Below are 21,822 nucleotides of genomic sequence, written 5' to 3' on the forward strand. Positions count from 1 at the left end.
TAAATTTTGTTCATATTGTTTAACAAATCTATAAAATGATTAAACATAAATTAATATTTGGGTTTATTTTTACAATAACTTTAACATCGCTAGCGGCTCAAAATGAAGTTAATAACTTCGATAAAAGTGGCAAAAGACACGGTGTTTGGCAGAAAAACTACCCAAAAACCAACCAGCTTCGTTATGAGGGACAATTTGTCCATGGAAAGGAAGTAGACACATTTAAGTATTACAAACTCAAAAGAAAAAAGAGTGTTTTGAGTGCGATTAAGGTTTTCAATATAGAAAACAATAGAGCACAAGTCACTTTTATGGCTTCTAATGGAAAAGTAGTCAGTAAAGGAGAGATGGATGGTAAAAACTTTGTTGGTAAATGGCTATACTTTCATAAAAATTCACAGCAAATCATGATTGAAGAGCATTACAATCCAGAGGGTAAGCTTGATGGAATACGTACAGTATTTTTTATTAATGGGGCTTTAGCTGAAGAAGCTGAATACAAAGATGGTCTACTCAATGGCATTTCTAAAATCTATTCAGAATCTGGTAAATTGCTTCAAGAGTCTTTATACAAAATGGATAAGTTAGAGGGACAAACGACATATTACGATGCCGATGGAAATATACAAGCTAAAGGCCTTTTTAAAGCCAATCTTAAAACGGGTATTTGGGAGTACTACAAGAATGGTAAACTCACGCGAAAAGCAGACCATACCAACAATAAAGTTTTGCTAAGAAAACAATAGCCTGAAGCTATTAATGTCATAAGTTATAAGAATGGTAATCCTTAAAAGATTGCCATTCTTATTTTGTAAATTTGCCGCAGTTTTCCAATGTAATCAGGAATTTTTAGAATATGAATAATAAACGTGTCATAGTTGGCCTGTCTGGAGGAGTAGATTCCAGTGTAGCTGCATACTTGCTAAAAGAGCAAGGTTATGAGGTTATTGGTCTATTTATGAAAAATTGGCACGATGACTCTGTAACTATTTCAGATGAATGTCCTTGGTTGGAAGACAGTAATGATGCTATGTTGGTAGCAGATAAGTTGGGGATTCCATTTCAAACTGTAGATTTAAGCGTACAATACAAAGAGCGTATTGTAGATTACATGTTTAAGGAATACGAAAATGGACGTACACCAAATCCAGATGTTCTTTGTAATAGAGAAATAAAGTTCGATGTTTTTATGGATATTGCTTTAGAACTTGGTGCGGACTATGTAGCTACGGGTCATTATTGTCGTAAAGCTACTTTCGAAAAAGAAGGAAAACAAATCTATCAATTACTAGCAGGTGTAGATATTAACAAAGACCAATCTTATTTTTTGTGTCAATTATCGCAAGCACAACTGGCACAAGCTTTGTTTCCTATTGGAGAATTAACAAAACCTGAAGTCCGCGAAATAGCCAAAGCTCAAGATTTAATAACTGCCGAAAAGAAAGATTCTCAGGGACTTTGTTTTATAGGCAAAGTGCGCCTACCAGAGTTTTTACAGCAGCAATTGAAGCCAAAAGAAGGCGTTATTGTTGAAATTCCTGAAACATTAAATACCTATCACAAATCTATTCCAAGGTTTGATTCTAAAACTAGTGAATTGGCATTTCATGCAGATAAAACTGAATATAGTATCTCAGATGGTAAAATCGTAGGAAAGCATCAAGGCGCTCATTATTTCACCAAAGGCCAACGTAAAGGCTTGGCAGTTGGTGGCACAAAAGAACCTTTGTTTGTCATTGAAACTGATGTTAACGAAAATGTCATTTATACAGGTCAAGGTAAAAATCATCCAGGATTATTACGTTCTGTATTATTTGTAAAAAATGAAGAATTGCATTGGGTGCGTGAAGATTTAGCGTTAAAAGATGACGAAACTATGCAAGTAAAGGCGCGTATTCGTTACCGTCAGCCTTTAGAAAACGCGACACTTTATAAAGTTGATTCTGGTTTGTATGTAGAGTTTCAGAATAAACAATCCGCAATCACTGAGGGACAATTTGTTGCTTGGTATTTGGACGATGAGCTTATTGGTTCTGGCGTTATTTCTTAATAATTTCTCTGTCATGCTAAACTTGGTTCTGCATCTTTTATCTAACTTTAAGCCATTAAATAAAAGATTAAATGGCAAATAAAATCACATCACTCTTCGATATAAAGTATCCCATTATCCAAGCCGGAATGATTTGGAATAGTGGCTGGCGATTAGCTTCTGCAGCCAGTAATTCAGGCATTTTAGGATTAATTGGTGCGGGATCAATGTATCCTAATGTGTTGCGCGAGCATATCCAAAAATGTAAAGCCGCGACAGACAAGCCATTTGGTGTTAATGTCCCGATGCTTTATCCAAACATCGAAGAGATTATGGATATCATTGTTGAAGAAGGAGTTAAGATTGTCTTTACGTCCGCAGGAAATCCAAAGACTTGGACCAATTGGTTACAGGAACGAGGAATTACCGTAGTGCATGTGGTGAGTAGTGTAAAATTTGCATTAAAAGCAGAAGCTGCAGGTGTTGATGCTGTTGTTGCTGAAGGTTTTGAAGCCGGAGGACACAATGGTCGTGACGAAACAACGACTTTAACATTAATACCAATGGTGAAAGAACAGTTGAGTATTCCATTGATAGCTGCTGGTGGTATTGCCACAGGTAAAGCCATGTTAGCAACAATGGTCTTAGGTGCAGATGGCGTGCAAGTAGGTAGCCGTTTTGTAGCTAGCGAAGAATCTTCTGCACATCAAGCCTTTAAGCAAGTGGTGGTAGATGCCAAAGAAGGCGACACGCAGTTAACCTTAAAAGAATTAGCACCTGTACGTTTGATAAAGAACAAGTTTTACAATGAGGTTCATGAGCTCTACAAAACAGGACCAACAGTCGAGCAGCTAAAAGAACTTTTAGGACGTGCACGTGCCAAACGCGGAATGTTTGAAGGCGACTTGGAAGACGGCGAACTCGAAATCGGACAAATCTCAGGATTAATTCATGATATAAAACCAGTAGCAGAGATAGTAAAAGAAATCGTTGCTGAGTTTGAAACTGCTAAGCAGAATGTAGCATTATTATAACCAATCCTATAATTCATAAAACGTAAAATATTAGTGCCTCGAGCAAGCATTATTTTAAGTTTAGTTTTGGTAGTTTTCATATTGTATCTTTGTTAAATGTCTAAGACCAACCTAGAGAAACTTTACGATTATCTTAATAATGAGTCTGAACAGCGTGTATGTAAAGGTCTTACCGATGATGCATGCGAGTACACTGTTCCTAATTTTTTTAGAGTATTACTTACACATACATTTACCAAGTTAGGAGATACATTAAGCAACCCTAAAACAGTTTTAACTTGGTTGATGAGTTACGTTAACGCTCCTGTATATCTAATCAGTCTTATCGTACCAATTAGAGAATCGGGGGCAATGATTCCTCAAATTGCCATCTCTAATTACATTAACAAGAAAAAAATAAGAAAATGGATTTGGGTTATTGGTTCAGTATTACAATTTGTATCTATCGGTTTAATTGGGGTTGTAGCATTATTTTTTAAAAATGCCACAGCCGGCTGGCTGATTGTAGCATGTCTCATTTTCTTTAGCTTAGCTAGAAGTCTTTGTTCAGTAACATCCAAAGACGTTATTGGGAAAACTATTCCAAAAACTAGACGAGGGCGCTTAAGTGGTTACACAGTTTTACTTTCTGGTGTTTTGGTTCTATTAGCTGGTTTATATATTATTTACAAGTCTAACACAAATGCAGGAGTTAACTTCTATACCAATTTAATGTTCTTTGCATCTTTTATGTGGATTTTTGCAGCTCTTATTTATAGTACAATAAAAGAGTTTCCTGGAGAGGTATCATCTAATACTGAAGATAAACAAACCGCATTCTCCAAATTTTCGCTTCTCAAAACAGATACTCAGTTTCGCAATTTTGTTATTGCAAGATCTCTGTTATTGTGTTCTGCTTTATCCGCTCCGTTTTATGTTTTACTAGCACAAGAATATGTAGGTAAGGAAAGTTACTTATTAGGATTGCTTATTTTGGCAAATGGTATTGCCTCTGTTGTTAGCTCGCCTTTTTGGGGTAAGATGGCAGATAATTCTAGTAAGAATACAATGTCAATTGCAGTTGTTATTGCGTCAGTCCTTAGTGTTTTTATGGTTGTTTTAGTAACATTTTCTGAAACATTACGTTCTCAGTTATGGTTATATCCAATTGCATTTTTTGTTTTGGGTATTGCTCATGGAGGTGTTAGATTAGGCAGAAAAACATATGTAGTAGACATGGCCAAGGGAAATCAACGTACAGACTATGTATCGGTTAGTAATACGGTTATTGGTCTTATTCTATTATTAACAGGAGGTTTAAGTGCATTGGTATCACTAATCTCTATCGAAGGCGTTATTCTCGCACTTTCATTATTTGGATTTTATGGTGCTTTTCGAAGTTACAAATTGCCCAATGTTGAGTAAAGGAATTTCGAAAATAAATCAGTCAAACTAGCTTAAAAACTAAAATCAAAACCGCTACTTTTGCGCCATGGTTTTGACCAACTACACCAAAGAGTTTTCTTATAACTTAAAATTAGCTACACCAGTAATACTGGGTATGCTAGGACATACCTTTGTTAGTTTTGTAGATAACGTCATGGTAGGACAATTGGGAGCCGCAGAGTTAGCTGCGGTATCTTTGGGTAATAGCTTTATATTCATTGCTATGTCATTGGGTATTGGTTTTTCTACAGCCATTACACCTTTGGTTGCAGAAGCTGATGCGGAAGATAATTTTGCAAAAGGAAAATCGGCTTTTAAGCACGGCTTATTTTTATGCACAGTTTTAGCGTTGCTGTTGTTTGCTATATTGTTATTGGCCAAGCCCATGATGTATATTATGGAGCAACCAGAAGAGGTTGTTGTTTTAGCCATTCCATATCTAGATTTAGTAGCTTTCTCGTTGGTGCCTTTAATCGTTTTTCAAGCATTTAAGCAGTTTAGTGATGGTATGTCACTCACCAAATATCCGATGTTTGCTACTATTTTAGCAAATGTTCTCAACGTAGCCATAAATTATGTATTAATTTTCGGAAAGTTTGGGTTTCCAGAAATGGGTATTGTTGGAGCTGCAGTAGGAACTTTAGTTTCTCGATTTGTGATGTTGTTTTACCTCTGGTTTTTACTGTCCAAAAAAGAAAAATCAAGAGCCTACGTCACAGGAATAAAATTCTTTCAATTAACCAAACAAGCCTTAAAAAAGATTGTCAATCTTGGACTACCAAGCGCTATGCAAATGTTTTTTGAAGTTGGGATTTTCACAGCAGCTATTTGGTTAAGTGGAACGTTAGGTGCCAACGCTCAAGCAGCAAATCAAATAGCATTAAATCTATCCTCAATGACCTTTATGGTAGCGATGGGATTAAGTGTTGCGGCCATGATACGTGTGGGTAACCAAAAAGGGTTAAAAGATTTTAAAGCACTTAAACGGATAGCAGAATCTATTTTCTTTTTAGGCTTCTTGTTTGCTGTTGTATTTGCTTTAATTTTTGTTGTTTTCCATAAAGCATTACCAAATTTATATGTCGATTTAGATGACCCTGCTAATGCATTAGATATAGCAGAAGTTGTTAAGATTGCTGCAACATTATTATTGGCTGCTGCTGTATTTCAGATTACAGACAGCTTACAGGTTATTGTTTTGGGCGCATTACGAGGGTTACAAGATGTATATATCCCAACTATAATCACGTTTATAGCCTATTGGCTTATTGGCTTTCCTATAAGTTATTACCTAGGAATGCCAGATGCCTATGGTAGTCTTGGTATCTGGATTGGTTTACTTGCAGGATTAACTTCTGCGGCAATCTTATTATACATAAGGTTTGTATATTTGACGAAGCGTTTAATTTTGCAAAACGAAAACTAAGTTATATGGAATTGCCAAAATTCATTTTAGGAGACAATACAGATTATCCAGATGCGATATTTATTATTCATACCGAGTTTCCAAGATTTATCATTAATCTTGAAAATGATGAAGTAGAATGGTTTGAAGAGTTTGATCAACATGATGAAAAAGAATTGGCAACAGAAACCGAAAACTATATTCGCTTAGCTACAGAATTCTACGATAGGGAAGTAGCCAGATACGAAGACTAATGCTAGAACAACTCCTCGAATACGATACAGAGCTCTTTGTATTCCTTAATAGTTTAGGAAGTGAAAATTGGGATTGGCTATGGCTTTTAATCACAAATAAGCTCACATTTATTCCGTTTTATGCTATCCTACTCTTTCTTATTTACAGAAAATATGGGTGGCAAAAAATGTTGGTTATTGTCGTTGTTATAGCTGCAATGATAACATTTACTGACCAGTTAACAAATGTGGTTAAGCGTACTGTATTACGATTTAGACCTTGCGCATGTGACGAAATAAAAGACACTATCAGATTTGTGGCAGACTATTGTAGTACTAATAGGAGTTTTTTCTCAGGGCATGCCTCTAACTCAATGGCTGCAGCTGTTTTTGGTGGGTTAATGCTTCGTCCGTATTTTAAAAATTTAATCTTCTTTTTACTGCTTTGGAGTGCTATTGTGGCCTACAGTAGAATCTATGTAGGGGTGCATTTTCCTGTAGATATTATATGTGGAATGGCATTTGGAGCGCTTTCTGGATTTGGGTTTTTTAAGCTATACGGAGCTCTAGAAAATCGTTATTTCAAGGCTTAATTTTTCTTTTCTATTTCGTAATTAATATACTTTCGTTTTATCCATAAATAAGCAAAGCAATCTATTATTGGGCCAATAAACCGGTTTCCAAGATTAAATTTTGTTTTACCTGCAGTTCTTGGGAAATGATTCACAGGTATTTGCTTTATTTTACCATTTTGCAAAAGTATCATTGCTGGCAAAAATCGATGCAAACCTCTAAACAAAGGGATACATTTTGCATATTTTGTTTGGAATATTTTTAACGGACAACCTGTATCATCCATACCATCTTTGGTAAAAACACGTCGTGTAGAATTTGCAATTTTTGAAATTATCTTTTTCAAAAAATTATCTTTCCTATTAGTTCTAACGCCAGTAACTAATTGGTAATGGTCTATATGTTCAAGTAGAAGATTAAAATCTTTAGGAGCCGTTTGTAGATCGGCATCAATGTAGCCAACGAGTTCAGTTTCGGTATGGTCAAAACCCACTTTTAAAGCTGTACTTAAACCATAGTTTTGTTTTAATTGAATAAAGCTGAAATCTTTATTTCGCATACAGATTTCTTCGATTCGTACTTGGCTATTATCTGTAGAACCGTCATTTATAATGGTAACACAAGTAGAAACAGAAGCGATGGCTAGATAGTTGGAGAGCTCTTTTTCCAAACGATTTAGGTTGTCGTACTCATTATAAGCAGGAACTAATATGGTTAATCTATAAGCCATCTAATGTTGAGTTGTAGCATCAAAATTATTCTTTTTTTGTATTCCGTGGCATCAAGTCTTGTTTAAAGTTCAAAAAGCTGTTATTTTGTATCTTCATTATAATAAGTGTATGAAAATTTTAATCACGGGAGTAGCTGGCTTTATTGGTTCGCATTGTGCCGAACGCCTTTTAGATTTAGGACACTCGGTTGTTGGTATCGATAATTTTTCGGATTACTACAGTCTAGATTTGAAGACTAAAAATGCAAAAGCTGTTGAAGCTAAAGGTGCTACTGTTCTTAAAGTAGACCTTCGTGAGGAAAATTTTGATGAGAACTTAAATACGGATTTCGATTATATTTTTCATTTTGCGGCGCAACCTGGAATTTCTTTAACGTCTACGTTTGAAGATTATTTTTCGAATAATGTCTTAGGAACTAAGAATCTTATTGATTTTGCACTTAAATGTAAATCGTTGAAGCTTTTTGTAAATATTGGGACGTCTTCTATCTATGGACTAGAAGCCACTTTTCCTGAGAGTATTGCGCCAAAGCCAGCATCTCATTATGGTGTTACAAAGTTGACAGCAGAACAATTAGTGTTACAAAAGAGTAGAGAGAAGCAAATGAAAGCGTGTAGCTTAAGACTCTATTCTGTTATTGGTCCAAGAGAGCGCCCTGAGAAAATGTACACTAAGCTTATTGATTTAGGATTAAAAGGCGAAGCTTTTCCATTGTTTGAGGGCAGTCACCAACACCTTAGAAGTTTTACTTATGTAGGAGACATTATTGACGGTATTGTAAGTGTTATCGGGAGAGAAGAAAAAGTTGATGGTGAGGTTATTAATCTAGGTACTGAGGCAGAACATACAACTCAAGAAGGTATTGAAGCTGTAGAAAAAGTGATTGGCACATCAATTAAAATTGAAGTAAAGCCAAAACGTGCTGGTGACCAATTACGTACTAAGGCCAATATTGATAAAGCGCGAAAACTGCTTAATTATAATCCACAAACTACACTTTTAGAAAGTGTTGAAGCGCAGGTGAAGTGGTTTAAGGAGAATTGTCTGTAAACTTAAATTCCTAATAAATATTCCGCTGCATTAAAAGGCGTTGTTTTTCCTTCTTCGATTAAAGCAATTTGTTTTTGAAGCTCAGTTTTAATGTCTTTACGGTTATAAAAGTTAGATTTTAACCGTTCTTCTATAGTTTGTAATAGCCAAAACTTGTTTTGTTCCATACGGTGGTTTTCAAAATAATTAGTAGACTTAGCTTTGGAAATATAGTCTGAAATCATCTTCCAAACCTCAGAGATACCTTCATTTTTTAAGGCACTACAAAGTGTTGTCTTTGGTGTCCAACCCGATTCTTTTTCTGGATATAAGTGTAGGGCACGATTAAATTCGAGTTTAGCAGATTTTGCAGCTTTAATATTTTCACCATCTGCTTTATTAATGACTATGGCATCAGCCATCTCAATGATGCCGCGCTTTATGCCTTGAAGTTCATCACCAGCACCAGCTAATTTCAATAATAAGAAGAAATCTACCATGCTATGAACAGCGGTTTCACTTTGTCCAACACCAACGGTTTCTATTAATATGGTGTCAAAACCAGCAGCTTCACATAGGATAATAGTTTCTCTGGTTTTTCGAGCTACACCACCAAGGGAATCTCCAGAAGGTGATGGTCTTATAAAGGCATGCGGATTTTTCACTAAATCCTCCATACGAGTTTTATCTCCTAAAATACTACCTCTGCTTAAAGAGCTGCTAGGGTCAACAGCCAATACGGCTACTTTTTTATTTTGTGAGGTTAAATGCTTCCCTAAAGCTTCAATAAATGTACTTTTGCCAACACCAGGAACGCCTGTAATACCTATTCTTACTGAATTATTTGCATAAGGCAAGCAAGCCGTAATTATAGCATTTGCCTTTTTAGTATGTGCTGAGTTGGTGCTCTCTATTAATGTTATAGCACGACTTAAAGACGTAATATTACTACTGGTAATACCGTTTACTAAATCGTTAACTGATGGTTGTTTTTGGCGTCTAGATTTTATGGCTTTTGCAGAAACCGAACTGAGCGCTTTTGGCTCTTTTATGCCTTCGTTCTCACTTAAGGCTGATTTTTTTTTATCGGATTTAGCCACTGCAATTGTATTAGTTTCTTTGATTCAAATTCTGATTTGTTTTGGAGTCTGCTTCCCTGATAGGGACTTCAATTTTTGTGTTATCCCAAGCTAGAGTGAGTTTGAGGTTACCTGTTGTATTATCAAAAGCAATTGTAAATCTCTCTACTGTTGTATTTAACTTTTCTGTCGGGACTTCAATTTCTATAACGTCATAGTTAGGGTCCCACATGGGTTCCATTTTTTCATCAACACCCCATTGATATTGCCCGGAGTTGAACATTACTTTCCAAGAATTTTCCATAGGCACCGTCCAAAGTGTATAATTACCTTTAGGCAAAAGCATACCTTGTATTATAAGATTCTTGTTTGTTTTAAATGTTGTGGCTTCATTAGCTCCTGTTCGCCATACTTTGTTAAAAGGAACTAGTGCGCCAAAAATTTCACGTTCACGCTTAGAAGGTCTATTATACTCCACCTTCAATTTTAAATCATTAAGTTCTATAGCGGCAGAATCTTTGGGACTTAAACGAGGAGAAAAAATATTTTCGACAAAAACAGAATAAAGTAATAAGCCAAGAGCGGCTATGAATAGAATAATTAGAATACGTTTCAACATAAACTTTTGTGGAATAGTAATTTTAAAATTAAAAACTAAAGATAAATGAAATCCCTAAATTTAAGACTTGAGACAGCGTATTTTTAACTTAATTAAATTTTTCCGAAGATTTTTTTCATTTTTTGCAACACTCCTTTTTTTACGTCGTCTTTAAGACAAACCAATCAATTCTCCTATGCTTTTTAGCTTCGGCGAATGAAAAAACAACCAAAAGCTAACCAAGAATGTTTCAAGTAGACATCATTGAAAAGTGTAGACAAAACGATAGAAAAGCACAGCTAAAGCTTTACAATCAGTATTGTAACGGTATGCTAGTAGTGGCTCAGCGTTTTGTGAAAAATACAATGGAAGCAGAAGATGTCGTGCAAGAATCATTTATAAAGGCTTTTGAAAAATTAGAGCAATACAAAGCTGAAGTGACTTTTGGAGCATGGCTAAAACGTATTGTAATTAACAAAAGTATAGACCTATTAAAATCTAAAAAACAACGTTTAGTAGATTTAGAAGAGGTACAGTTAAAAGTTGTTGATGCTAATTATGATGAAGATTGGTCGGTTAATAGCAGCGTAACTGTAGATGATGTTAAAATTGCGATACAGCAATTGCCTGAAAAGTATAAGTATGTGGTGATGTTGTATTTGGTAGAAGGGTACGACCACCAAGAGATATCAGAAATATTAAATATCTCCGAAATAGCATCTAGAACACAGCTATCGAGAGGAAAAGGAAAATTAAAAGAATTACTAAATAAAAGGAAAAATGGGACAGAATCTTAAAGATTTATTCAAAAACCAACCTAAAGACGAGAGTGTAAAGATGTCTGAAGGCCACGAGGCTCGTTTTTTACAAAAGTTAGACAAAGCCTTACCAGAAAAGAAGAAGTCGAGTCGCTTTGGGTTTTTAAATATTGCCGCGAGTGTTATTGTTTTACTTGGATTAAGTTATGGGGCGTTTAAGTATAGTAATAATACAGATAATCCAGATGAGCCAAAAGAGGAAATGGCAACTAAGGATATTAAAACAATGGGAGATATTTCTCCAGACTTAAAAAAGGTTGAAGATTACTATTTGGCAAGTATTAATTTGGAGCTATCAAAAGTAAAATTGACGCCACAAAATAAAGACTTAGTCGATGGTTATATCGCTAGGTTAAAAGAATTGAACACCGAATACGATAACCTTACCATTGAGCTTAACGAAAACGGACCTAATGAAGATACGCTTGACGCGTTGATAGATAATCTAAAATTCAGATTGAATTTAGTTATGCGATTAAAAGAAAAATTACAAGAATTCAATGCAGATAAATTTGAAGAAGTAAGCATCTAATCACAATTATAAATCAAAAAACGAACAGTTTATACTCAACTTAATTGGGTATCTAAAATCAAAACAAAATGAAGACAATCAAAATTTTAATGTTGTGTCTAATCACCACAATTGGATTTGCACAGAAAAAGGAAACTAAAACATCTCAATCAATCAATGTTAATAAGGACGTTGTTGTAGACTTAAATACCAATTATGTTGAGATAGAAATCGAAACATGGAACAAAAATGTAGTTGAAGTTGAAGCCTATCTTGAAAGCAGTAAATTATCGCAGGAGGAATTAAAGAAAGCGCTCGATAGTTGGAGATTAAACATAGACGCAACATCTGATGAGGTAAAAATTTCATCTATGGGTGGTAGCAGAAGTTTATTTCCTAGTGGGTCTTATGACGATATTTTAAAGGATTTGGAGTTTAGCTTAGCAGATTTACCAGATATTCCTGAGATGAGGGCACTACCAAACATGCCAAAAATGGCAGATTTTCCAAACTTACCAGAAATGCCTAAGATGCCAGAATTTCCTGAATTACCTGAATTGCCAGAAGGTGTAAATACAATTCAATTTGATTATGATAAATATCAGAAAGATGGCGAAAAGTATTTAGCAGAATGGAGTAAAAAGTATGAGAAAGAAGGTGGTAAAGAGCTTCAAAAACGTATGGAAGAGTGGGCAAAGAAATTTGCTGAGTCTGGTTACCAAGAGAAGATGGCCAAATGGGGCGAAGAGTACGGAAAACGTTTTGAAGGACAATGGGCAAAAGACATGGAGAAATGGGGTGAGGAATTTGGCGAAAAGTTTGGAAAAGACATGGAAAAGTGGGGCGAAGAATTTGGCGAAAAATTTGGAAAAGACATGGAAAAGTGGGGCGAACGTCTAGAAAAACAAATGGAAAAGAAAGCTAAAGCTTATGAGAAAAGAGCTGAACTTATGGAAGAACGTGCCGAAAAGATGAGTGAACGTCTAGAGCAACGTGCAAAAGAGCGAGAAGAAAGAGCCGAAGAACTTGCAAACCGAAGAGAAGAAATGCAAGACCGTAGAGAGTCTATTTTTGTAAAGCGTTATGAGTCTGCTAGAGATAGCAGGGTGAAACGTGTTATAAAAATAAAAATGCCTAAAAAAGCAAAACTAAAACTTAACGTAAGACACGGTGAGCTTAAAATTGCCTCTGCTGTGCATGATGCAAGAGGCGATGTGTCACATACCTTTTTATTAGCAGAAAACATTGATGGAAGTAACACTTCCATCAATATTTCTTATTCTCCTGTGGTCATTAACAACTGGAATGTAGGCTCACTTAATCTTAATTTTGTTGAAAACGCCCAAATTAAGAACGCCAATAATTTAATGTTAACCTCTAAATCATCAAATATTATTATAGATAATCTTACAGAAACAGGAATTATAGATGGTAGTTTTGGCGATTTAACCATTTCTAACTTAGCAGAGACGTTCAAAAATTTAAATCTTGTTTTAGAGAATAGTGATGCACATGTGGAGATACCTGAAAATGTAAATTACAATCTTTTCTTTAATGGTAATCGTTCTAAGTACAACAATCAGCCTACCAAACAGAAAACATTAAAACGCTACGATGGCAAACCAAGTAGTAAAACTATTGTTGTCAATGCCAAGTACAGTAATGTTACTGTAAATTAGTTTTAGACCATTTCTTTTCAAATATAGATTTGGTCTAAAACTTCCTCATCATATTCTATATTTTCTTTCGCAGTTTTCCATGAAATAGATTCTTATTTTTATGGAAATTTTTAGTTTATGATAGTTTCAGATTTTCAATCTACTTTACAATCTTTAGATCCATTTCCCGTATTAGGAAAATCATATAGTTTAGAAGATTATACCCCTTTAGATTTGTCGGTTAATAACAAAGATTTAGAGTGTGTTAACGTTTCTAGTGCCGACAACTTAGAAGCTTTTATTTGGAACCATATGAAGCATAACAACGCTAAAGTAGCCTTTGGTGGATATATTGAAAAACGAGGTATTTATAATCGCAGTTCCCATTTTAATCAACAAAATCCTGACTTGGAAAGAAATATCCATCTAGGACTAGATTTATGGATAGAAGCGAATGCTCCAATTTATGCGCCTCTTGATGGCGAAATTCATAGTTTTAAAAATAATACCAATTATGGTGATTATGGTCCAACCCTAATTCTAAAGCACCAAATAGAAAATTACAGATTTTATACGCTTTATGGTCATTTAAGTATAGAATCTCTAGAGAATAAAAACGTTGGAGATCAAATTTTAAAAGGAGAAGAAATTGCAACTTTAGGCACCGCTGAAGTTAATGGCGATTATGCCCCGCATTTACACTTTCAGCTGATAAAAGATATACAAGATTTCTATGGAGATTATCCAGGTGTTTCTAATCAACAAGATTTAGAGTTTTATAAATCCAACTGTCCAGACCCAAATTTGTTCTTGAACTTAGTTTAAGAATTTATCTAAATCATCAATAGCGTGAGCTTTGTTGAAATCTACTTCATCTATAGTATTAGATTCTGAAGAATCATAGTCCATGGTTATGATCCATTGGTCACCTATTTTTTTCATGATAACATGAAACTGACCGTAATAACTTTGCGCTTTAGCAGTATTAGGATTACGAGTAAGTTTATACACACCACGCTCACTAGAGACAGAGTCGTTAGTTACCCGTTCAAAAAACCTGAGTGCTATGCTATTACTTTGATTAGATTGCTTCATAGAAGCAAACTGCCTTTTGTAGTTGTTAATGTAGCTATAGTAATCTGAAATATTTCTACCGCCAGAAACACGGACTAAATCTTTTGAATGGATTTCAGCCATCAGAGTATAATCAAGGGTTTCAAAAGCTTTATAGAACTTTGCCCCATGTTTTATTAATGCCTTGAAGGTTCTCTTTAGATTGTCCGCTCACCGAATATGTAGCTAATACTATTACAAATAGACTTATTAAACTTTTCATGAATAGAAGTTTGAATGATTTCAAGATAAAAAAAATCCCAATGCCATGCATTAGGATTCTAACTATATGATGTGGCTTTTTATTTTTTAATAAACCGAATGACTTCAGGAGAATTTAATTTCAAGAAATATGTGCCTGTTTTTAGTTTTGAGATATCTATAGACTCGTTTACAGCGATGATACCATTATCAATTGTCTTGCCTAATATATCTATAATATTATAGTCTTGAGCTGTTTTAAGATTAGAAACTGATATTGAATCTGAAGATGGGTTTGGAAATAATTTTGGTTTGGTTTCTAATTGAAAATCATTAGTAGAAAGTACTTCTGCACCCCAAGTGAAGGCGTCTAGAGCTATATAGTCCATATCATTTGATGCCACAAATGTTATTTCATCTACATTTAATTCTGAATAATCTGTACCATTAATATTCGAAAAATTAATCTCTGTAAAACCATTATTTAGAGCAAAATTATTAGGGTCATTTAAATCAGCGGGTAATAAAGTAAAAGTAAATACAGGTGTAGTGTTACCGTCTACTAATCCAGTAATAGTTAAAGTTCCAGTAACAGGCTTAACAAACCCACTAGTTGCACAGTACATATATAAGGATTTAATTGTAATGTTATTTCCTAATCCCGTAGTCATTGAAAAGGTACTTCCATTATTATCTCCATTAGAGTTCCTTGAAGAGTCAATAAATTGGTCATCAGCAGCAGTTCCGTTCCAACCGCATCCAACACAGCTGTCGCTATTACCAGTAGGATTTTGATTATAGCCTTGAGAGAAAACATCAAATCTTTCGGGTGCAGTACTTAAAATATTGAAAATTTGACCATTATTTGTGAATGAAGTTGCTCCAGGTGAAAGAGGTGATTCAAAGTCTTCAGTACCTTGCGCACTTACATTACAAATAAGAAATAATGATGTAATAATTGTAAAAAAGTAATCTTTTTTCATAAAGTTGAGTTTTGATTTAGCTGATATGCTAAGTTACTAATAAATTAATTATTAGTATGTTATAACTGCTTATTTGCAAAAAAAATCCTGATGCATAGATACATCAGGATTTTTATATATGAGGTTTTATCAAATAATCGGTAAGTGACTAGTCTCCAACCAAAACCCATTCACCTTTTTGTATTAAAGGGATAGCTTGTTTGTACTTCACTTCTTTGGCTTCGCCACTCATCACATGTTTTATCGTTACACGATCGTTACGGCCAATTTTTGGTTGCTCACGTACAATAGTTTCTACCACTTGCTGTTGTCTTGATGCTCCAGCACCAGCAGCTCTACTTTGTGCCGCGCGCTCGTCTAAATTTTGGATTTCCTCTTTTTGTTCTTGAGTTTTCTCTTGTCGTCTAGCTTTTGCTTCTTGAATGGTACTAGCCGTTTCTTGAGGAATTTCGCCTTTAAATAAGAATGAAATCACATCTTTATTCACTTGGTCAATCATCACCTTGAATAATTCAAAAGCTTCAAACTTGTAAATTAAAAGTGGGTCTTTCTGCTCATGTACTGCTAATTGTACAGATTGCTTTAACTCATCCATTTTTCGTAAATGGGTTTTCCAAGCATCATCAACAATGGCAAGCGTGATGTTCTTTTCAAAATCATTAATCAGCTGTGTACCTTTTGTTTCGTAGGCTTTCTCTAAATCTGTAACCACTTGAAGCGTTTTTGTGCCATCTGTAAACGGTACAACGATACGCTTAAATTTATCACGCTGTGTATTGTATACATTTTCGATTACAGGATAAGCCAAATCCGCTGCACGCTGCATTTTTTCTCTGTAATGCTTAAACGCGGCTTTGTAAACGGTACCTGCAATAGTTTGAGTGTCCATTTTTGCAAATTCGTCTTCAGAAATCGGAGATGGCATCGAGAAATAACGAATCAGCTCAAACTCAAAGTTTTTGTAATCGTTAGCTTCTTTATTGGTTTCAGCAATAATTTCGGACGTATCAAAAATCATATTTGCTAAATCCACACGCAGGCGCTCTCCATGTAAGGCATGACGACGTCGTTTGTAAACCACCTCACGCTGTGCATTCATCACATCATCATATTCTAATAAACGCTTACGAACACCAAATTGGTTTTCTTCTACTTTTTTCTGCGCACGTTCTATAGATTTAGAAATCATACTATGCTGAATAACTTCGCCTTCCTTCAAGCCCATTTTATCCATCATTTTGGCAATGCGTTCACTACCAAAAAGACGCATTAAATTGTCTTCTAAAGACACATAGAATTGTGAACTTCCTGGGTCTCCTTGACGACCCGCACGACCACGTAGCTGTCTATCTACACGACGAGAATCATGACGCTCTGTACCTACAATAGCTAAACCACCAGCTGCTTTTACTTCATCAGATAATTTAATATCGGTACCACGTCCAGCCATGTTTGTGGCAATAGTGACCTGACCAGCATTACCCGCTTCAGCAACAATATCTGCCTCACGTTTGTGCTGCTTAGCGTTAAGGATATTATGAGGAATTTTTCGCTGTGCTAAAATTTTTCCTAATAATTCTGAAATATCTACAGAGGTTGTTCCAATTAGTACTGGTCTTCCTTCTTTCGATAGTTTGGTTACTTCGTCAACAACGGCATTGTATTTTTCACGCTTAGTTTTGTAAACTAGATCCTCACGGTCATCACGAGCTATTGGTCTGTTTGTTGGAATCTCTACAACATCTAATTTGTAGATTTCCCAAAGCTCACCAGCTTCCGTTACCGCAGTACCTGTCATACCAGATAGTTTACGGTACATTCTAAAGTAATTTTGAAGTGTTACCGTTGCAAAAGTTTGCGTAGCGTCTTCAATCTTTACATTTTCCTTCGCCTCAATCGCTTGATGTAAACCATCAGAATAACGACGCCCATCCATAATACGACCCGTTTGCTCATCGACAATCATAACTTTATTATCCATGACCACGTACTGTGTATCTTTCTCGAAAAGCGCGTAAGCTTTTAGTAGCTGATTTAGAGTATGAATACGTTCTGACTTTACAGAAAAATCTCTAAACAGTTCTTCTTTTTCTGCGGCTTCCTCTTCTGAAGTAAGCCCTTTATTTTCAATCTTTGCGATTTCTGTACCCATCTCTGGCATCACAAAGAAATTTGGATCGTCTTCACCAGAAAGGTAGTCTACACCTTTATCAGATAATTCTACCTGATTATTTTTTTCGTCAATAACATAATAGAGTTCTGCATCTACTTTTGGCATTTCTCTATTATTATCCTGCATGTAAAAGTTTTCTGTTTTTTGAAGCAGCTGTTTAATACCTTCTTCACTTAAAAACTTTATTAATGCTTTGTTTTTAGGAATACCTCTGTAAACACGTAAAAGCTGGAAACCACCTTCTTTAGTATCTCCATCCGCAATCAATTTTTTAGCTTCGGCTAAAACGCCTATTAAATATTTACGCTGTGTTTCTACAAGACTACTAACTTTTGGTTTAAGCTCATTAAACTCGTGTTCGTCTCCTTTAGGGATTGGTCCAGAGATTATTAATGGGGTACGTGCATCATCAATTAATACCGAATCGACCTCATCGACAATGGCATAGTGATGTGGACGTTGTACTAAATCGTCTGGCGAATGCGCCATGTTATCACGCAAATAATCAAAGCCAAACTCGTTATTGGTTCCGTATGTGATATCGGCGTTGTATGCTTTACGACGTGCGTCAGAATTTGGTCTGTGGTAATCTATACAATCAACACTCAATCCATGAAATTGGAATAGCGGTGCCATCCATGCGCTATCACGTTTTGCTAGATAGTCGTTAACCGTTACCAAGTGAACACCACGACCAGCTAAGGCGTTAAGATATACTGGAAGTGTAGCCACAAGGGTTTTACCTTCACCAGTTTGCATCTCTGCAATTTTACCTTGGTGCATCGCTATACCACCTATAAGCTGTACATCGTAGTGTACCATATCCCATGTAATGGCTTTACCAGCTGCATCCCATGAGTTTGCCCAATAGGCTTTATCACCTTCGAGGGTTACATAATCATTATCACCTGATATTTCTCTATCATAGGCGTTTGCAGTAACTTCAATTTGTGTGTTGTTAACAAAACGCTTCGCTGTTTCTTTAACTACGGCGAAGGCTTCAGGAAGAATATCGTTTAAGACGTCTTCTGAAATTGTGTAGATTTCATCTTTAATACTATCAATTTCTTGATAGATATCTTCACGCTCGTCAATATCTTCAGTATTTTCTGCTTTTGTGTTCAATGCCTCAATACGCTCATTGAGAGGGGCGCGTGCTTCAGCGATTTTAGCTTTAAATTCAGATGTTTTTGCTCTTAATTCGTCATGAGATAAAGCTTCCAAAGATTTTTCGAAAGTTTTTATCTTTTCCACGATTGGCATAATGGACTTAACGTCTTGCTTGGATTTGTCTCCAACAAAAACTTTAAGTACAGAATCTAGTAATCCCATTTGGTTTGTATGTTTTTCAAAAACCTACTATGTACATAGGTTTTTGAGTTAATTTTTATTTTGGTTTGAAGGGGTTTCAAATATACACTTTGTATTAGGTATACAGAAACGTTTATAAACAAAAAAAGTCTCATTGTCGTAGTAACGAAAGAGACTTTTTTTAAGTTGTTTTATCTTTTAATATTCGTCCTCATTCCAGAGGTAATCTTCGTCAGTTGGATAGTCTGGCCAAATTTCTTCTATAGAATCGTAAGAATCACCTTCATCTTCTATAGCTTGTAAATTTTCTACAACTTCTAAAGGTGCGCCTGTTCTAATCGCGTAATCGATTAACTCATCTTTAGTTGCTGGCCAAGGTGCATCACTTAAATACGATGCGAGTTCTAATGTCCAATACATTTACTTTGGTGTTTAATTTTTTGCAAAAATAAATTTTTAGTTCAAAAAGTCAAGAAAAAATTAAATTATTTGAATTTAATTTATAAATGTGTGCTTCATAAATAAAAGAACGTATAATCTTGTAACTTACAGATTGGTATTTTGCATTGCCCAATCTTCTACCGAATTGATTACGATTCTTTTTTAGGAATCCATTTAATTTCTTCGGCTTGTAATTCATGAGACAACTTCCGTGCCAACACAAAAAGGTAGTCAGATAGTCTGTTAATATACATCAGCGTTTCTGGTTGAAATGGCTCAATATCATTGAGATGACTTGCCAAACGCTCTGCGCGTCGGCAAACGGTACGTGCAATGTGACAGAATGACACCGTTTGATGTCCTCCAGGTAATACAAAATGCGTCATTGGAGGTAAAGCGGCATTCATACTATCCATATTATCCTCTAAAAGCTTTATATCTGCTTCAGAAATTTTAGGAATATTTAGGCGGTCTTTACCGTTTTTAAGCGTGGCTTTTTCTGGGTCAGTTGCCAAAATAGCTCCGACTGTAAATAATCGGTCTTGAATTTCCATCAAAACTGATTTGTGAATTGGGTCTATGGCTTGGTCTCTGATTAAACCTATATGTGAATTTAGCTCGTCAATGGTACCGTAACTTTCAATACGAATATGATGTTTTGGTACTCGAGTTCCACCGAAAAGGGCAGTAGTGCCTTTATCTCCTGTTTTTGTGTAGATTTTCATAAGTCAAATTTAAGCAATTTGACTTGAAGGATTTTTAGCGAATTCTGAAGTTATTATTATTTTAACTTAATTCATCGTATCACTTTCAATAATACCATCTCTTAAACGGATAACACGCTTGGCATGTGCGGCGATATCTTCCTCGTGAGTAACCATAATTACAGTGTTTCCTTTAGAATGAATTTCATCAAAAAGTGCCATGATTTCGGTTCCTGTTTTTGAGTCGAGGTTACCGGTAGGTTCATCCGCAAGAATAATTGAAGGTTTGTTCACCAGTGCGCGACCTACCGCAACGCGTTGACGCTGACCGCCCGAAAGCTGATTGGGTTTGTGGTCCATACGGTCTGCCAAACCAACATCAGTTAACACTTCAGAAGCACGCTCTTCACGAGCTTTTTTAGACTGTCCTGCGTAAATCATAGGTAATGCCACATTATCTAAAGCAGTAGTCCTTGGTAAAAGGTTGAAAGTTTGAAAAACGAAACCAATCTCTGTATTTCTGATTTCGGCAAGTTCGTCATCCGTCATTTGGCTTACATCTTTACCATTTAATAAATATGAGCCTGCTGTTGGTGTATCTAGACAGCCTAAAAGATTCATAAGTGTTGATTTACCCGAGCCAGAAGGTCCCATAATGGCGACATATTCTCCTCGCTTTATATCTAAATCAATACCTTTTAATACGTGAACGGTTTCTTGACCGAGTTTAAAATCTCTTATGATGTTACGGATTTCAATGACGTTGTCACTCATATGTTGTTGGTTCTTTAGCTAAATCTCTTGCAAGATAAAAGTTTATAAAAGCTATTATCTGAATATGACGTTAAAATTAATAAGTTGTTACAGTCTTATTCTAAAATGTTGTTTCGGTTGCTCTTTTCTAAAAAAAGCGAAGCCCAAATTGAATGTATCTATACTCGCTGTAACACGATTGTCATTAACTATATCTTTCCAAGCTTCTGTCATGTCTTTTGACCAGTAGATATCGTCAAAAATAAAAAGGGAATCATTATGTGCTTTTGAAATTAATAGATTGAAGTACTCTAAGGTAGCCGCTTTGTTATGATGACCATCAAAAAAGATACAATCAAAAGTGTCTTCTTTTAGTTGAGAGATAGCTGTTTTAAAGTCTGAATTGATAGTTCTAATGTTTGAAAGGTTTAAGGCCTCAAATTGTTGTTTTGTAAACTTGAAGGTTTCTGGACAGCCTTCAATGGTTGTAATTTTATTGTTTGAATGACCTAAAGCTAAAGCTTGTGTTCCGACACCTAATGATGTGCCTAACTCTAATGTGTTTTTGAATTTGAAATAATTCGCTATTCTGTAAAGCAACTTCGAATCTTTTAACGAGCTACTCGAATTTTTAGCCATTTTAGAAACAGAACGTTTTTTTGAGTTCATCACTTTTGAACCTGCGCCAAAATCTGTAATATTAAGTGTTTGTTTAGATTGTAGAAGTTGATTTCTATAGGTTTTTAAATGGGAGTAAGCTTCGTAATTTGTTTTGTCATATAAGCATTTGATAACAAAATCGTAAATAAATGGCGAGTGCACACCGTGTTGGTTGGTGGAGTTGATTAGGAATTTTACATATGATAAAAACTGATGCATTCTATTTTAAATATATTCATTTTGCCTTGATGCAAATCGAACCAAAAATTTAAATTGAAATGAGGAAATTCCTTTGGAACATTCACTATCGGAATTACGTGCCTAAAGCTTCGCTTTGCATCTCCATTCCTTCGTTCATTA

General features: G+C 35.4%; 22 protein-coding genes. 12 read left to right on the forward strand and 10 right to left on the reverse strand.

All coding sequences use genetic code 11. The annotated features are described in order from the left end of the window. Positions 1-35: 35 nt before the first annotated feature. The 7 genes from BUB95_RS09170 to BUB95_RS09200 all read left to right on the forward strand — a co-directional run bounded on the left by BUB95_RS09170 (position 36) and on the right by BUB95_RS09200 (position 6,719). Entirely contained in the window at positions 36-746 is a 711-nt protein-coding gene (locus tag BUB95_RS09170; protein ID WP_073085750.1) for a toxin-antitoxin system YwqK family antitoxin, read from the forward strand. 110 nt (positions 747-856) lie between these two features. Continuing rightward, on the forward strand, positions 857-2,050 hold the full coding sequence (gene mnmA, locus BUB95_RS09175; RefSeq protein ID WP_073085752.1) for a tRNA 2-thiouridine(34) synthase MnmA: 1,194 nt from the start codon (positions 857-859) through the stop codon (positions 2,048-2,050). Positions 2,051-2,121: 71 nt separating this feature from the next. Beyond that, entirely contained in the window at positions 2,122-3,063 is a 942-nt protein-coding gene (locus tag BUB95_RS09180) for an NAD(P)H-dependent flavin oxidoreductase (protein ID WP_073085753.1), read from the forward strand. 96 nt (positions 3,064-3,159) lie between these two features. Further along, complete coding sequence (locus BUB95_RS09185) at positions 3,160-4,467, forward strand: MFS transporter (protein ID WP_073085755.1); 1,308 nt, start codon at positions 3,160-3,162, stop codon at positions 4,465-4,467. A 67-nt stretch (positions 4,468-4,534) separates the two neighbouring features. Then, positions 4,535-5,914, forward strand: coding sequence for an MATE family efflux transporter (locus tag BUB95_RS09190; protein WP_073085757.1), 1,380 nt, complete (start codon positions 4,535-4,537; stop codon positions 5,912-5,914). A gap of 5 nt (positions 5,915-5,919) precedes the next feature. After that, positions 5,920-6,147, forward strand: a complete 228-nt coding sequence (locus BUB95_RS09195; protein WP_073085759.1) for a hypothetical protein — start codon at positions 5,920-5,922, stop codon at positions 6,145-6,147. Next, complete coding sequence (locus BUB95_RS09200) at positions 6,147-6,719, forward strand: phosphatase PAP2 family protein (protein WP_073085761.1); 573 nt, start codon at positions 6,147-6,149, stop codon at positions 6,717-6,719. Before BUB95_RS09195 ends, BUB95_RS09200 begins: the two co-directional genes overlap by 1 nt. On the opposite strand, the gene BUB95_RS09205 is transcribed toward BUB95_RS09200, so the two are convergent. Continuing rightward, the gene (locus BUB95_RS09205) at positions 6,716-7,429 is read right to left on the reverse strand and encodes a glycosyltransferase family 2 protein (protein ID WP_073085763.1); all 714 of its coding nucleotides are present in this window, start codon (positions 7,427-7,429) and stop codon (positions 6,716-6,718) included. The two genes, BUB95_RS09200 and BUB95_RS09205, sit on opposite strands and share 4 nt — an antisense overlap. 109 nt (positions 7,430-7,538) lie before the next feature. On the opposite strand from BUB95_RS09205, the gene BUB95_RS09210 reads away from it, so the two are divergent. After that, entirely contained in the window at positions 7,539-8,480 is a 942-nt protein-coding gene (locus tag BUB95_RS09210; protein ID WP_073085765.1) for an NAD-dependent epimerase/dehydratase family protein, read from the forward strand. 2 nt (positions 8,481-8,482) lie between these two features. On the opposite strand, the gene meaB is transcribed toward BUB95_RS09210, so the two are convergent. Continuing rightward, positions 8,483-9,559, reverse strand: coding sequence for a methylmalonyl Co-A mutase-associated GTPase MeaB (gene meaB / locus BUB95_RS09215; protein WP_073085767.1), 1,077 nt, complete (start codon positions 9,557-9,559; stop codon positions 8,483-8,485). 10 nt (positions 9,560-9,569) lie between these two features. Then, positions 9,570-10,157 (reverse strand): DUF2911 domain-containing protein, encoded by a 588-nt coding sequence (locus tag BUB95_RS09220; protein ID WP_073085769.1) that lies wholly within the window; start codon positions 10,155-10,157, stop codon positions 9,570-9,572. A gap of 224 nt (positions 10,158-10,381) precedes the next feature. Between BUB95_RS09220 and BUB95_RS09225 the strand changes: the two genes are divergently transcribed. From BUB95_RS09225 to BUB95_RS09240, 4 genes are all read left to right on the forward strand, one after another. Then, positions 10,382-10,933, forward strand: coding sequence for an RNA polymerase sigma factor (locus BUB95_RS09225; protein WP_073085771.1), 552 nt, complete (start codon positions 10,382-10,384; stop codon positions 10,931-10,933). After that, positions 10,917-11,486, forward strand: a complete 570-nt coding sequence (locus BUB95_RS09230) for a hypothetical protein (RefSeq protein ID WP_073085773.1) — start codon at positions 10,917-10,919, stop codon at positions 11,484-11,486. The genes BUB95_RS09225 and BUB95_RS09230 overlap by 17 nt, the downstream gene beginning before the upstream one ends. 68 nt (positions 11,487-11,554) lie before the next feature. Beyond that, complete coding sequence (locus BUB95_RS09235; RefSeq protein WP_073085775.1) at positions 11,555-13,144, forward strand: YggN family protein; 1,590 nt, start codon at positions 11,555-11,557, stop codon at positions 13,142-13,144. A gap of 117 nt (positions 13,145-13,261) precedes the next feature. After that, complete coding sequence (locus BUB95_RS09240) at positions 13,262-13,948, forward strand: peptidoglycan DD-metalloendopeptidase family protein (protein WP_073085777.1); 687 nt, start codon at positions 13,262-13,264, stop codon at positions 13,946-13,948. Here BUB95_RS09240 and BUB95_RS09245 read toward each other — a convergent pair. From BUB95_RS09245 to BUB95_RS09275, 7 genes are all read right to left on the reverse strand, one after another. Further along, positions 13,940-14,320 (reverse strand): hypothetical protein, encoded by a 381-nt coding sequence (locus tag BUB95_RS09245; protein ID WP_073085779.1) that lies wholly within the window; start codon positions 14,318-14,320, stop codon positions 13,940-13,942. The genes BUB95_RS09240 and BUB95_RS09245 overlap by 9 nt on opposite strands. A 218-nt stretch (positions 14,321-14,538) precedes the next feature. Beyond that, positions 14,539-15,420: a T9SS type A sorting domain-containing protein gene (locus BUB95_RS09250; protein WP_073085781.1), complete on the reverse strand. Its 882-nt coding sequence runs from the start codon at positions 15,418-15,420 to the stop codon at positions 14,539-14,541. A gap of 148 nt (positions 15,421-15,568) precedes the next feature. Beyond that, a complete protein-coding gene (gene secA, locus BUB95_RS09255) occupies positions 15,569-18,925 on the reverse strand; it encodes a preprotein translocase subunit SecA (RefSeq protein ID WP_073085783.1) in 3,357 nt (1,118 codons plus the stop codon). A gap of 177 nt (positions 18,926-19,102) precedes the next feature. After that, complete coding sequence (locus BUB95_RS09260) at positions 19,103-19,324, reverse strand: DUF2795 domain-containing protein (protein ID WP_008272287.1); 222 nt, start codon at positions 19,322-19,324, stop codon at positions 19,103-19,105. Positions 19,325-19,494: 170 nt separating this feature from the next. Beyond that, positions 19,495-20,070: a cob(I)yrinic acid a,c-diamide adenosyltransferase gene (locus BUB95_RS09265; protein WP_073085785.1), complete on the reverse strand. Its 576-nt coding sequence runs from the start codon at positions 20,068-20,070 to the stop codon at positions 19,495-19,497. 66 nt (positions 20,071-20,136) lie between these two features. Continuing rightward, positions 20,137-20,823 carry an ABC transporter ATP-binding protein gene (locus BUB95_RS09270; protein WP_073085786.1) on the reverse strand — a complete coding sequence of 229 codons (687 nt, stop codon included), beginning with the start codon at positions 20,821-20,823 and terminating at the stop codon, positions 20,137-20,139. Between the two features lie 87 nt (positions 20,824-20,910). Continuing rightward, positions 20,911-21,681 (reverse strand): O-methyltransferase, encoded by a 771-nt coding sequence (locus BUB95_RS09275; RefSeq protein WP_073085787.1) that lies wholly within the window; start codon positions 21,679-21,681, stop codon positions 20,911-20,913. Between the last annotated feature and the right edge of the window lie 141 nt (positions 21,682-21,822).

The organism is Winogradskyella jejuensis (assembly GCF_900129745.1).
Classification (GTDB): Bacteria; Bacteroidota; Bacteroidia; order Flavobacteriales; family Flavobacteriaceae; genus Winogradskyella; species Winogradskyella jejuensis.

Coding starts and splice junctions, on each gene's coding strand:
- BUB95_RS09250 (WP_073085781.1), bottom strand. CDS start 15,420: ATGAAAAAAGATTACTTTTTTACAATTATTACATCATTATTTCTTATT.
- BUB95_RS09225 (WP_073085771.1), top strand. CDS start 10,382: ATGTTTCAAGTAGACATCATTGAAAAGTGTAGACAAAACGATAGAAAA.
- BUB95_RS09180 (WP_073085753.1), top strand. CDS start 2,122: ATGGCAAATAAAATCACATCACTCTTCGATATAAAGTATCCCATTATC.
- mnmA (WP_073085752.1), top strand. CDS start 857: ATGAATAATAAACGTGTCATAGTTGGCCTGTCTGGAGGAGTAGATTCC.
- BUB95_RS09275 (WP_073085787.1), bottom strand. CDS start 21,681: ATGCATCAGTTTTTATCATATGTAAAATTCCTAATCAACTCCACCAAC.
- BUB95_RS09270 (WP_073085786.1), bottom strand. CDS start 20,823: ATGAGTGACAACGTCATTGAAATCCGTAACATCATAAGAGATTTTAAA.
- BUB95_RS09205 (WP_073085763.1), bottom strand. CDS start 7,429: ATGGCTTATAGATTAACCATATTAGTTCCTGCTTATAATGAGTACGAC.
- BUB95_RS09235 (WP_073085775.1), top strand. CDS start 11,555: ATGAAGACAATCAAAATTTTAATGTTGTGTCTAATCACCACAATTGGA.
- BUB95_RS09195 (WP_073085759.1), top strand. CDS start 5,920: ATGGAATTGCCAAAATTCATTTTAGGAGACAATACAGATTATCCAGAT.
- secA (WP_073085783.1), bottom strand. CDS start 18,925: ATGGGATTACTAGATTCTGTACTTAAAGTTTTTGTTGGAGACAAATCC.
- BUB95_RS09220 (WP_073085769.1), bottom strand. CDS start 10,157: ATGTTGAAACGTATTCTAATTATTCTATTCATAGCCGCTCTTGGCTTA.
- BUB95_RS09210 (WP_073085765.1), top strand. CDS start 7,539: ATGAAAATTTTAATCACGGGAGTAGCTGGCTTTATTGGTTCGCATTGT.
- BUB95_RS09200 (WP_073085761.1), top strand. CDS start 6,147: ATGCTAGAACAACTCCTCGAATACGATACAGAGCTCTTTGTATTCCTT.
- BUB95_RS09265 (WP_073085785.1), bottom strand. CDS start 20,070: ATGAAAATCTACACAAAAACAGGAGATAAAGGCACTACTGCCCTTTTC.
- BUB95_RS09230 (WP_073085773.1), top strand. CDS start 10,917: ATGGGACAGAATCTTAAAGATTTATTCAAAAACCAACCTAAAGACGAG.
- BUB95_RS09185 (WP_073085755.1), top strand. CDS start 3,160: ATGTCTAAGACCAACCTAGAGAAACTTTACGATTATCTTAATAATGAG.
- BUB95_RS09240 (WP_073085777.1), top strand. CDS start 13,262: ATGATAGTTTCAGATTTTCAATCTACTTTACAATCTTTAGATCCATTT.
- BUB95_RS09170 (WP_073085750.1), top strand. CDS start 36: ATGATTAAACATAAATTAATATTTGGGTTTATTTTTACAATAACTTTA.
- BUB95_RS09190 (WP_073085757.1), top strand. CDS start 4,535: ATGGTTTTGACCAACTACACCAAAGAGTTTTCTTATAACTTAAAATTA.
- BUB95_RS09245 (WP_073085779.1), bottom strand. CDS start 14,320: ATGGCTGAAATCCATTCAAAAGATTTAGTCCGTGTTTCTGGCGGTAGA.
- BUB95_RS09260 (WP_008272287.1), bottom strand. CDS start 19,324: ATGTATTGGACATTAGAACTCGCATCGTATTTAAGTGATGCACCTTGG.